This is a genomic window from Treponema lecithinolyticum ATCC 700332 (genome assembly GCA_000468055.1).
Classification (GTDB): domain Bacteria; phylum Spirochaetota; class Spirochaetia; order Treponematales; family Treponemataceae; genus Treponema_C; species Treponema_C lecithinolyticum.
The window spans coordinates 392,356-403,611 of sequence record KI260561.1; the positions used below are offsets into that span (position 1 = coordinate 392,356).

The following is an 11,256-nucleotide window of genomic DNA, read 5'->3' on the forward strand; positions in this document are numbered from 1 at the left end:
GTGAGTATGGTGACGAACGGAGAAGGGGCGCGCATATTATATATGGATGAAAGTCTTGCGGTATTTAATAAAAGTGCCGGCGAAATTTGCGAAGATACGGTACAGGAAAAAGACAGCATCGTATACGCTTTTAAACACTGTTTTAAAAACAGTTCTTTTGCTTTATCCGTTAAACCCCCCTCATACATTCATTGTTTTAACCGCCTTGACCGCCCCGTTTCCGGTGCCGTCCTTTTAGTTTTTAACCGAAACCTTATGTGCGTGCTGCAAAACAGTTTTATGCATGCACATAAGGAGCCGGGTAAAGCTTGCGTTACAAAAACATACTGGGCGATTGTAGAAGGAGTGCTTGAGAGTACAAAAGATTTTAGTCTTTTGGAGCACTACATACGGTTTGATTCGTCCAAGCAAAAGGCTTTTATATACGACGAAGTCCGACGCAAAACAAAAAAAGCAAGCCTTTTGTGGCGTATCCGCGGCAGCGGCGAACGCTACAGTTTTGCCGAAATCCGTTTGCTTACCGGAAGAACGCATCAAATAAGAGCCCAGCTTGCACACATCGGTGTGCATATCAAAGGAGACGTAAAATACGGTGCTCGCAGAAACGATACGCTCGGCGGTATTCGATTGCATGCAGCGTCTTTGGAATTTCCTCATCCGTTGACCGGTGATCGTGTATGTGCACATGCGCCGCTTTTGCAAACGGATGCGCTTTGGGATGTGTGCGGGAAGTATTTTGATGAGTAAAGCAAAAACGGGTAAAGCACACGCACAAAAAAAAGAAAAGCTGCTTTGCACCGTTCAAGGTCAAGCAGGCTTTGATTTTTATTACGAAAACCTGTATAAAGAACGCTGGCAATCTTTGCGCTCTTCTCTTTTACAGACGCCGCGTTATATTGCACTGTCCGCTGCTTCAAGCACTTCGGATCAGCCGTATTTTTTGGATTGCGGCAGCGTGCTTGCTGCCTGTATGCTTCCTTTGGAAAACGCCGAAAGCGTTTTGGATATGTGCGCCGCCCCCGGCGGAAAAAGCCTTGTGCTTTTGCGCCGTATAGCCGAATATGTTCGGCAAAGCCCAAAGGACGCAAAGCTTCCGCTTTTTGTGTGCAACGAACCGTCCGCTTCACGGCGCAACCGCCTTGTTTCCGTGCTGGACACCTATGCCGACAGCGCATTGCGCTCGGTCATTAAAGTAACTTCATACGACGGCGCGCGCTGGTGCCGGTACGAAACGGAAAAATTCGAACGTATTTTGCTCGACGCCCCCTGTTCTTCCGAGCGCCACGTACTGCAAGACGATACCTATCTTAAAAAATGGTCTCCCGCGCGGATAAAAAATCTTACACACAAACAGTGGGCACTGCTTTCATCGGCTTTCCGTCTTTTAAAACCTAAGGGCTTTATTTTATACGCTACGTGCGCACTGTCGGAACAGGAAAACGACGGTACGGTAAAAAAACTTTTGAAAAAAAACACCGAAGCCCGTCTTGTTCCGCTTAATCCGGACGAATGTTGTTTTGAGGGATTAAAGCTTTGCGGCTGCGAAAAAACTGAGTGCGGGTTTCACGTATTACCCGACACACAAAGCGGGGCGGGACCTTTGTATTTTTCGCTTGTGCAAAAAGGCGAGAGCGAATAAAAGCGGTTGTGCACTCGCGGATATGGTTAGCTCCGAATATTTCAAAAATACCGATAATGTCAATATATATACTTGTCATTTTTTTGAATTTCGGTATATAATCCGCATAACAGCTTTGTGTAAGAGGTCTTTGAAGATGAAAAATACCGCTGTAAAACAAGCTAAAAACGGAAAACCCATTTTTAACCGAATTGCTTTTAAAATTTTTGTACCGCTGTTTTGTGTTGCCGTCGTTATGTTTTTTGCCATCGCGGTAATTTTAAAAATATTAGAGAATTATTACAACGGTTTTTTTGAAAAAACCGAAACAAAACTGCTGTACGATAAATTCAAACTGGAAATGCAAACAGCTACCGAACTTGCAGTATCCGTTGTGCAAAATATCTACGCACGAGATGATCTTAGCGCACAGGAAAAACTGAGTACAGCAGCCGCACAAGTGCGTCAAATGCGTTTCGGAACCGACGGCTATTATTACGCATACCAAAACGGAACAGGGTTGTGCCGCATACACGGGGCAAATAAAAGTCTTGAAAACACGAGTTTGTGGGATTTGCAAAATCCGCAAAAAACGCAATACATTATCCGCGAATTGGATGCAGTAGCTGAAAAAAATACGATGTTTTTGGAATTTTATTGGTCAAAACCCGACCAGCCGCAAGGAACGGTGTTTCCCAAATTGGGAACCGCCATGCGCATTCCGGGAACCGATATGTGGATAGGTACGGGCTGTTATATCGACAGTATAAACGACGATATTAAAACGCTGTACGTTCAATTTCAAAAACAAACCCGCTTTATAACGGTAATTTCTTTATTGGTTTTCAGCATGTGTCTTGTTATGCTGCTCGGAACTGCCGTTATATTGATAAGCCATATCAGTAAACCTTTGGAAAAAACCGCACACGCTTTGCAAAACATTGCCGAAGGCGACGGTGATTTACGCGTGTCGCTGCCCGTTAAAGGAAAAGACGAAATCAGCGATATTGCGCGCTATTTTAATCAAACCATTGCAAAGATTTCTTCTTCGCTTAGTTCGGTTGACGAAAACGCACTGGCGATGGAACAAGTCGGCGACAGCCTTGCCCACAATGTTGACGAAACGGCAGCTACGATAAACCAAATAAGCGGAAACATCGAAAACGTTAAACAGCAAATGTTAACGCAAGCTGCCGGTGTAACCGAAACCGCCGCAACTATCGAACAAATTATTTTAAAGCTTAAGCAATTGGACGCAAGTATCGAAACGCAAGCGGCAAGCGTTGCCGAATCTTCTGCGGCGGTAGAGCAAATGATTGCCAATATAGCATCGATTACCAAAACACTGGAAAAAAACAATACCTTAATTCAAACCGTGCACGAAAGAACGGTTATGGGAAAAGAGGGCGCTCACACGGCAAACGAAGTGGTACGGCAAATAGCCGAGCGTTCCGATTCTCTTTTTGAAGCAAGTCAAGTTATTCAAAACATAGCAAGCCAAACAAATTTGCTTGCTATGAATGCCGCCATAGAAGCTGCTCACGCAGGAGAGGCGGGCAAAGGATTTGCCGTTGTTGCCGATGAAATCCGCAAACTTGCCGAAGAGTCAAATATGCAAGGACAACAAATCGGAAACGTTATAAAAGAATCGCTGCAAATTATAGAAGAACTGACGGTTGCCGGAGACGGGGCGGAAAAAACGTTCGGCGAAGTATACGATCTTATGAACAACATTTTACAGCAGGAAGATTTAATCGTTGCGGCTATGCAAGAGCAGGAACACGGCAGCCGCGAAGTGCTTACGGCAATTAGAAATATAAACGAAATAACGGTTACCGTGCGCGACGGATCGGCTGAAATGCTTAAAGGCGGCGACGGTGTTGCGCAGGAAATGAATGAATTGGATGCGCTCACTTCCAAAATAAGCGACAGTATGAACGAAATGGCTTTAGCCGCCGTACAGATAAACGGCGCTATGCAAAAAATAAACGAAATAACCAGACAAAACAAACAAAGCATCGAAAATCTTGCAAATGAAGTGGAAAAATTCAAAGTGTAAAAGGGCTGGATATGCAAAAAGAAAACGATAAACTGGCAACTATCAGACACAGCACGGCTCATGTTATGGCTTCTGCCGTGCTGCATTTATTCCCCGGTTCAAAGCTTGCCATAGGGCCTGCAATCGATACGGGCTTTTATTACGATTTTGAATTGAGCCGACCTATAAAAGACGGCGATTTGGCAGAAATAGAAAAAGAAATGCGCCGGATTTTATCGGTAAACAACGATTTTGTAAAAAAAACACTGAGCAAAAAAGAAGCGCTCGATTTGTTTGCCGGTCAGGATTACAAAATCGAATTGATTAACGATTTGCCGGAAAACGAAGAGATTTCGATTTACACAAACGGCGACTTTACCGATTTGTGCCGCGGTCCGCACGTTGCAAATACAAAAGAAATAAACGCGCAAGCTTTTAAATTAACTAAAACGGCCGGAGCTTATTGGAGAGGCGATGTAAAACGCCCTATGCTTACCCGCATTTATGCGGCAGCCTTTGAAAAACCGAATGATCTAAAAGAATATTTAACGATGCTTGAAGAAGCCGAAAAGCGCGACCACCGCAAAATAGGCAAACAGCTCGATTTATTTCATATAGATGAAGATAACCCCGGTCAAATTTTTTGGCATCCGAACGGCTGGACTATGTACCGCATAATCGAAGATTACGTGCGCGAAAAAATTAAAGAAGACGGCTATGTGGAAGTAAAAACTCCTTTTGTAATGCCGCGCTCTTTGTGGGAACGTTCCGGACACTGGGCAAAGTATCAGGAAAACATGTTTATTACCGAAAGCGAAAAACGCTTATTTGCTCTTAAGCCGATGAATTGTCCCGGGCATGTGGAAATTTTTAAACAGCGTATCCGCTCGTATAAAGATTTACCTTTGCGCATGGCGGAATTCGGCTCCTGTACAAGAAACGAAGCTTCCGGTGCCCTGCACGGCATTATGCGTGTTAGAGGCTTTGTGCAGGATGACGCACACATCTTTTGTACCGAAGCACAAATTGCCGATGAAGTTGCCCGTTTTTGCCGGCTGCTTAAAAACATGTACCGCGACTTCGGTTTTACCGAAGATAAAATCTTAGTTAAATTTTCTACGCGTCCGGAGCGCCGTATAGGTGATGACGCTACGTGGGATAGAGCTGAAAACGCCTTAAAAGAAGCGACCGTTGCTGCAGGTTTGTCGTACGAACTGCAGCCCGGAGAAGGTGCTTTTTACGGACCAAAGCTTGAGTTTACTCTGGTAGATGCTTTGGGGCGCGAATGGCAGTGCGGAACCATACAAGTGGACTACCAATTACCCTCAACTGAGCGCTTAAATGCAGAATACGTCGGTGAAGACAATGCAAAGCATCATCCGGTAATGCTACACCGCGCCGTTTTAGGCTCTCTTGAACGCTTTTTGGGAATTCTTATTGAAAACTATGCCGGAGCTTTACCCGCATGGCTTCATTACCGGCAAGCCGTTGTGCTTCCCGTTTCTTTGCAAGCGGAAAACTATGCGCGTAGCGTGTATGAAAAACTTAAAACCGCCGGAATCCGCTGTTCGCTCGATGTAAGCACAGACCGTATAAACGGCAAAATAAAAACCGCACAGCTTAAAAAAATTCCGTATATGCTGGTCGTCGGCGAAAAAGAAGAAAGCAGCGGTTCCGTTGCCGTGCGTTTCCGCGACGCGCGCGCCCAGCAAGTGATGAAAGTCGATGAGTTTATCGGTTACGTGAACGAAAAAGAATCGACGCGCTTTGCAGGAATATAGTACAATGAACAAAACATCTTTTGAGTCTTTAAAAAATGCGGTAAAAGAATGCGGCGCTTTTGCCAAAGAAAAGCAAGCATACAGAAACTGTCAATTTAAAAGCGACGGTTCAATCGTTACCGATATCGATATTGAAATAGCAAAGCGCCTTATACGGACAATCGGCGAAGCTTTTTCCGGCTGTAATATTGTAAACGAAGAAATAAAAGATTTACCTTTTAATCCGGACGCTCCTTATACGTTTATTTTTGATCCGATCGACGGAACGGATTCTTTCAGTCAGGGAATGCCGTTGTGGTGTATCGGCATAGGCATTATCGACCGGGAGCGGCAAAATGCCGGAGGTATTTTGTATGCGCCGAGTTTTACTCGCTGTTCCCAAGAGCTTTTTGTATACTCATCGCCCGAAGACGATTGCGTGTATGTAAACGGCGAAAAACTGGTACTTGATACCGAAGTTTTAAAAAACAAAGATACGGTTACACAAATTACTAGCGGTTCAGATATTATCAAACAAATCGATACAAAAGCGCTTGTTGCGCGCACGGATCTGTCCTCTTTTTCGCTTAAATTCAAAGCGTTCGGCAGTTCGCTTTTGCATATGATTGCACCCCTTGTTTTTTCCGGTGTGGATGCATGTCTTAATCCTACGTGTTATGTGTGGGATGTTGCCGCTTCTTATAATTTGGTAAAAAAAGCCGGTTTAAATTGCCGCTATATTGACGGAACGGATTTTGTGTATAACGACGAATTGCTTTTGGAACGCCGGAAATTTGCAAAACCTTTGATTGTCGGTACGGATAACGGAATAAAAACTTTGATTGCAAAGTTAACATGCTAAAAAGGAAGCGGCATTATGGAAAAAAAAGTATTGGTTGTTTGTTTAAATCCGACGTTTCAGGAAACAATTGTTTTTGACAATGTAATCGAAAACGAAGTGAACAGAACTGCCGACTATTTTGTAATGCCGTCGGGAAAAGGGGTTAACGTTGTACGTGTGCTCAATCAATTGGGTATGGCTTCTTCGGTTTTTACTCATTTGGGCGTGCAGCGTTCTCAGGAATTTTTAGCGTTGTGTTCAAAAGAAAATCTGCCGCTTGTTTTTTTTGAAAGTACGGCAAGTCCGATTAGAACATGCACAACAATTATTAACAAAAAAAAATCAACCAGTACCGAGTTGGTGCAAGAACCGCTTGCTGTAGAAAAAGAAGCTAATAAAAAAGCATTTGAACTTTTTGAACGGCACATGCCGCTTTTTGATGCGGTTGTTTTTTCAGGTACCAAGCCTAAAGGCTATGACGAAGATTTGTATCCGAAGATGGTGCAAGCAGCAAAAAAAGCGGGTAAAATAGTCGTTATGGACGTAAAAGGAAAAGATCTTTTAAACTCGCTTGCTTTTTCACCCGATATCGTTAAGCCGAACCTTTCAGAATTGACTGCAACTTATATGCCGGAAAAAACCGTGTTGGAAAACGAAGATTCGGAATCTCTTTTTCCCGAAGTAGAAAAATTGGCAAAAAAAATATATGCCGAACACGGCAGTAAACTGGTAATCAGCAGGGGGCGCTTTGATTCGTGGGTGTTTGATACCGGCGTTTTACACACAGTTCCCAATGTTGACGTTCCGGTTGTAAACACAATCGGCTGCGGCGATACTTTAACTGCCGGTTTGGTGTATTCAATTTTAAACGGAAAAAATCTGGTACAAGCTGTCGCATTCGGCATGGAATGTGCGCTTAAAAAAGCTCAATCGCTTCGGCACGGCATAGCCTAACACGGCGTACGGCGGCACACTCTGTGAGTTTAAGCCTGCATTTACTTACACTTACTTAAAATGCGGGGGAATGATACGCATGCTTAAAACGAGCATACTGCGGTCAATGCCGGCTTTGTCTATAAGAGCGCCTGCGGAAAAATATGCTTTTAAACCTAAGCCGAGCGACAAACCGTTTGCAAATGCGTAATCCCATGAAAACTGCAAAGACGGATATAAAAAGCGCGCCTTTTCCCAAAACCAGCGGTTTATAGCTAAAGTGTCGGAGTCTTCACCGGACGGAACGGACGCGGCGCGGGCGGCAAAGCGTATTAAAAAAGACAGTCCGCCGCCTGCATGCAGTGTCGAGCGGCGTACGGTATAATCAAAGGTAAGCGGAAGGTCGAATAGTATTGCCGGAACGTACGCCGTTCGCTGTTCCACTTCAGCGGGTAATGCTTGGTTTTTTGCACTGTCCCACAGATAATACGTGCCGAAGTAGTGACCGTGCGGCGAAACGGATAAATTGTGCCTAACGGGAAATTGGGCGCCCGCGCCTATTGAAAACAGAACGGGAGAAGGCGCGCCCGACTGTTGGTTGTTCAATATGCCGATTGCCCCTAAAGTAAATACCAATTTACCCGGTTCCGGTATACGGGCGGTTTTTTGCGTATCGGAATCGGCTGCATCAGGTGCGCTTACGACCGGGTTTTGTGCATACACGCAAAACAATGCGGCACCCATACAAAAAATACATGCAAAAAGCTTTTTATTTTTTATTTTCATAGTCGATCTTATACTACCTTTGAAAAGCGGTAAAATCATTAAAACCGTTAAAACCGTCCCCGTGCGTTAAATTCCGTATTGCGCCGGTACAGCACTTGTTCCAAATCAACCGCTAAAAAACCGCTTTTTCCGGTTTCAAAAAAAGCGGTTTCTTCCCATGCGGTAAATAAATTCGAGCCTGCAATAAAAGAGGCTCCGTAACTATAGCTTTTAGGAAGACGGGGCAGTTTAAATACAACGGGTTTACCTTCATTAACAACATGTTTCATCGGAAGCGTGCCGGCAAAACATACGGTTCCGTCTTCAAAAACAACAACAGTACAGTTTGCCGATGAGTTTGCGTATGCTTGGCGCGCTTTTGCTTCGTTTTCACGCCGTACAAAATGCCGTACCGTTTGTGCGTTTTCGCAAATATAATCAAGGTACCACGGAACATTTTCAGAAATGGGCGACAAAAGTTCTTGCAAACTATCGCTCATTTCGTTTACACTGCGCGGTTTTGCCGCCGTGCGCAAAGTATCTACGTCGATGCTTTCGCTGATAATGTGCGGCTTAAAGCCGGACGTTCCCGTTTCGGCGCTAATACGCACAGAAGCGAACGCCGTTACCGGTTCTACCGTACTGAAGCGGTACGCATAAAAATCCGTCCGTTTGTCTTGCGTTTCTTTTAAAAGCGCATACCAATACGTACCGTTAAAAAAAAGTTCGCGCAGTTCGGCTTTTTTTTGCCAATCAAAATCGTTTGCTGAAAGCAGTGGTATAAAATTGCGGTTTTCGGGCACATACTGTATTAAAAACGGCGTTTGACCGTTTTCTTTGCCGTTTGCCGCGTGAGTTTTAGCGTTGTATGTGTTAAAAAAATCGTTTGTATATAAATTAAGTACGGGCGTTTGTTCTATGCAAAAAAGAGAGCCTGCTGCCGCTTGCGAAAAAAGCGGTATGTTTTTTATTAATTTTGTTTGAGAAGCTATGCCCTCGCTTTGACTGCCGCTTGCACTGGGGCATACCAGTATTCCCAATTTGTTTACCGTAAAATATCCGGTACCGTCGATAAGGGCTGCAGATGTTATACGTCGTGCTTGTGTCCACGGTTTTTTTTGGACTTTAGGAGCCGTGCGCGGCACAGTGCTTTCTTTAAAGCCTTCTTCGGTAAAATAAAACCAGCGGTGTGTGGCGGAATGTTCATTGTTAACGGCATTGCGGATGCGTGTGTATTCTCCGAACATATCTTTGCCGTTTTTGTTTGAGCACGAAAGGAAGAGGTAAATCCATATACAGCATACAAAAAGCGCTTTTTTCATTTTTATAGTGTACTCTGCCGTGCCGGTAAATTCAAGTAGCGCGGCGTACACGGTGCGGCTTTTCCAGTGCATCCGACAGAGGTCGGTAGTAAATGCTTATCTCTTCTCCGTATGCATTTCCATAGACGTACCGTCCACACCAAAATTCTACGCGGTATTCTTTATAGGCGGCGATTACATCATTTGCTGCCATTCACGTTCTTTTAGATACTTATCATAGTTACACAATAATTCCAAATATTTTTGTTCAGTCAGTATATACTTTTGCATTTGTATCCATTCTTCAAGTTCTCTATCTGCAATCTCACGTAACTTTTTTTGTTTACTCTTGCGTATGTGATATGTGTTCCGTGTTGTCCGTATTGTTACCAAAGGATCGCTGTCATAGATTTCCGTTTGCTCGGCCAGTTCCGCGTCTGTTTCAAGTTCGTCTTTTGTTCTGTTATCGGCTAAAGGTTTGTTTTTGTATTGTGCTACATGGGTCAGCTCGTGTGCCAACAAAGCACGTCCTTCTTCGGTTTCCGGTTTGTATGCTCCGTTTCTAAAGTATATGTGATTGGCAATTGTAAATGCAAGCGTATACACCGAGCGGGCATATTCGTCGGCATACGGTCCTACATGGATGATAGCTTCTCCTATATCTTCTTCTCGTTTAAGCTCTTGCGTTTTTATTTGTACCGTTTCGAGCGGGAATGTCCTATCATTTGAAAAAAGCCTTGCATACATCGCAGTGGGAACGGTATATTCCACATTTGAATTAGGCTCTGCTTTATGATGTATGCTTTGCCTCGTATGGATGACATTCAATACATGCGGGTTTTGCCGTATTTGATCGATAGCAAGAATAAATACGGTACGTATGATGTTGCTATGCTGCTTGCCGCTTGGGTATGTATTGTGTGGTTTTGCCATTGATATACGCTCCTGTTTTACACAGATATTACTCAAATACCAGGTACTGTATGCATAAATCCTTATATTTACTGCCGCCATATACGTCAAGTATTTCGACTTCAAATGTACGTCCGTTTCCCAAAGCACTGATATCAAAGGTTTGTTCGGTTTTTATATCTTGTACCGTCAGTTTTTTTGATTTTTTAGTATCAGTATTTGTTACTTTTATTTTCTTTACACGACTATTTTTTTCATAATAATCGGGATGGTTTGGATTCTGATAACCGTTCATTATTTTTAGGGTTGTCGGATTTTTATGCTCAAACTCTTTTATTGAGATTACATCTCCTATTCCAAAACCATTACCGCTTGCCCATGGAAGTCCGTCCTTCTGCTGTAGGTGTTCCGGTTCGTAAGTTGTACTGCCTTCGGTTAGATAACTTGTTGAGTGGTATGCTCGATCTAATTTACAGAAGAGATATGGAAGCAAAAAACCTTCAAAATCATAGCGCATTATCCACATTAAGCATATTTGGTTAAAATCTGTACAATAATAGTTTCTGGAAAAATGGCACTCTGATTTTAACCCTTCATCCGATTCAAAAATATCATATGTTTCAGTTTCATAATTATATAAGATTTTGTATTCATTATCAGAATTCAATTCATAGAAAGTATTATTCATTAACTTATATTTATGCGAAATACCTAAGTTAATTGTAAAAATATTATTTACATAAGAATAGAATTCTTCTTTTTCTTTTGTTTTATACTTAAAAAAATAACACTTATTTTCTTGGATAGAATAGATTATTTCACCAAGATCTTCATTTTGATATTGTAGAACCCAACGATCAGCTTGTTTAATTAAATAATAAGTCCTATTCATATTTGGTTCTGAATTTATATAATTATTCTTAGATGTTATATTAATTATATAATTCTCATTTTGTTCTTTGATTCTATAATCAAAAAGGATGTCGCTATTATTATTTGATTTAATAATTTCACTATAATCAGTTAAATAATTGTTTTCATTAAACTTAAAATAAATATTTGAAATACTTATCGGTTCTTTCTCATAT

General features: G+C 42.6%; 10 protein-coding genes. 6 read left to right on the plus strand and 4 right to left on the minus strand.

The annotated features are described in order from the left end of the window. Positions 1-6: 6 nt before the first annotated feature. The 6 genes from HMPREF9193_RS04500 (at position 7) to HMPREF9193_RS04525 (ending at position 7,211) form a co-directional block, all read left to right on the plus strand. On the plus strand, positions 7-747 hold the full coding sequence (locus HMPREF9193_RS04500) for an RluA family pseudouridine synthase (protein ID WP_051305993.1): 741 nt from the start codon (positions 7-9) through the stop codon (positions 745-747). After that, entirely contained in the window at positions 740-1,639 is a 900-nt protein-coding gene (locus HMPREF9193_RS04505; RefSeq protein WP_021686891.1) for an RsmB/NOP family class I SAM-dependent RNA methyltransferase, read from the plus strand. The genes HMPREF9193_RS04500 and HMPREF9193_RS04505 overlap by 8 nt, the downstream gene beginning before the upstream one ends. 136 nt (positions 1,640-1,775) lie before the next feature. After that, positions 1,776-3,677, plus strand: coding sequence for a methyl-accepting chemotaxis protein (locus HMPREF9193_RS04510; RefSeq protein ID WP_021686892.1), 1,902 nt, complete (start codon positions 1,776-1,778; stop codon positions 3,675-3,677). A gap of 11 nt (positions 3,678-3,688) precedes the next feature. Continuing rightward, positions 3,689-5,437: a threonine--tRNA ligase gene (gene thrS, locus HMPREF9193_RS04515; RefSeq protein WP_021686893.1), complete on the plus strand. Its 1,749-nt coding sequence runs from the start codon at positions 3,689-3,691 to the stop codon at positions 5,435-5,437. Positions 5,438-5,441: 4 nt separating this feature from the next. After that, on the plus strand, positions 5,442-6,278 hold the full coding sequence (locus HMPREF9193_RS04520; protein ID WP_021686894.1) for an inositol monophosphatase family protein: 837 nt from the start codon (positions 5,442-5,444) through the stop codon (positions 6,276-6,278). 15 nt (positions 6,279-6,293) lie between these two features. Beyond that, positions 6,294-7,211: a 1-phosphofructokinase family hexose kinase gene (locus HMPREF9193_RS04525; RefSeq protein WP_021686895.1), complete on the plus strand. Its 918-nt coding sequence runs from the start codon at positions 6,294-6,296 to the stop codon at positions 7,209-7,211. Between the two features lie 51 nt (positions 7,212-7,262). On the opposite strand, the gene HMPREF9193_RS04530 is transcribed toward HMPREF9193_RS04525, so the two are convergent. The 4 genes from HMPREF9193_RS04530 to HMPREF9193_RS04545 form a co-directional block, all read right to left on the minus strand. Then, positions 7,263-7,976 carry a hypothetical protein gene (locus tag HMPREF9193_RS04530; RefSeq protein WP_040847492.1) on the minus strand — a complete coding sequence of 238 codons (714 nt, stop codon included), beginning with the start codon at positions 7,974-7,976 and terminating at the stop codon, positions 7,263-7,265. A 47-nt stretch (positions 7,977-8,023) separates the two neighbouring features. Then, a complete protein-coding gene (locus HMPREF9193_RS04535; protein WP_156882451.1) occupies positions 8,024-9,277 on the minus strand; it encodes a DUF8086 family protein in 1,254 nt (417 codons plus the stop codon). Positions 9,278-9,451: 174 nt separating this feature from the next. Next, positions 9,452-10,189 carry an eCIS core domain-containing protein gene (locus HMPREF9193_RS04540; protein ID WP_021686899.1) on the minus strand — a complete coding sequence of 246 codons (738 nt, stop codon included), beginning with the start codon at positions 10,187-10,189 and terminating at the stop codon, positions 9,452-9,454. A gap of 28 nt (positions 10,190-10,217) precedes the next feature. Further along, positions 10,218-11,256 (minus strand): NADase-type glycan-binding domain-containing protein (locus HMPREF9193_RS04545; protein ID WP_021686900.1); only part of this gene is annotated, 1,039 nt, incomplete at its 5' end.

Coding starts and splice junctions, on each gene's coding strand:
- HMPREF9193_RS04540 (WP_021686899.1), bottom strand. CDS start 10,189: ATGGCAAAACCACACAATACATACCCAAGCGGCAAGCAGCATAGCAAC.
- HMPREF9193_RS04510 (WP_021686892.1), top strand. CDS start 1,776: ATGAAAAATACCGCTGTAAAACAAGCTAAAAACGGAAAACCCATTTTT.
- HMPREF9193_RS04535 (WP_156882451.1), bottom strand. CDS start 9,277: ATGAAAAAAGCGCTTTTTGTATGCTGTATATGGATTTACCTCTTCCTT.
- HMPREF9193_RS04530 (WP_040847492.1), bottom strand. CDS start 7,976: ATGAAAATAAAAAATAAAAAGCTTTTTGCATGTATTTTTTGTATGGGT.
- HMPREF9193_RS04520 (WP_021686894.1), top strand. CDS start 5,442: ATGAACAAAACATCTTTTGAGTCTTTAAAAAATGCGGTAAAAGAATGC.
- HMPREF9193_RS04505 (WP_021686891.1), top strand. CDS start 740: ATGAGTAAAGCAAAAACGGGTAAAGCACACGCACAAAAAAAAGAAAAG.
- thrS (WP_021686893.1), top strand. CDS start 3,689: ATGCAAAAAGAAAACGATAAACTGGCAACTATCAGACACAGCACGGCT.
- HMPREF9193_RS04500 (WP_051305993.1), top strand. CDS start 7: ATGGTGACGAACGGAGAAGGGGCGCGCATATTATATATGGATGAAAGT.
- HMPREF9193_RS04525 (WP_021686895.1), top strand. CDS start 6,294: ATGGAAAAAAAAGTATTGGTTGTTTGTTTAAATCCGACGTTTCAGGAA.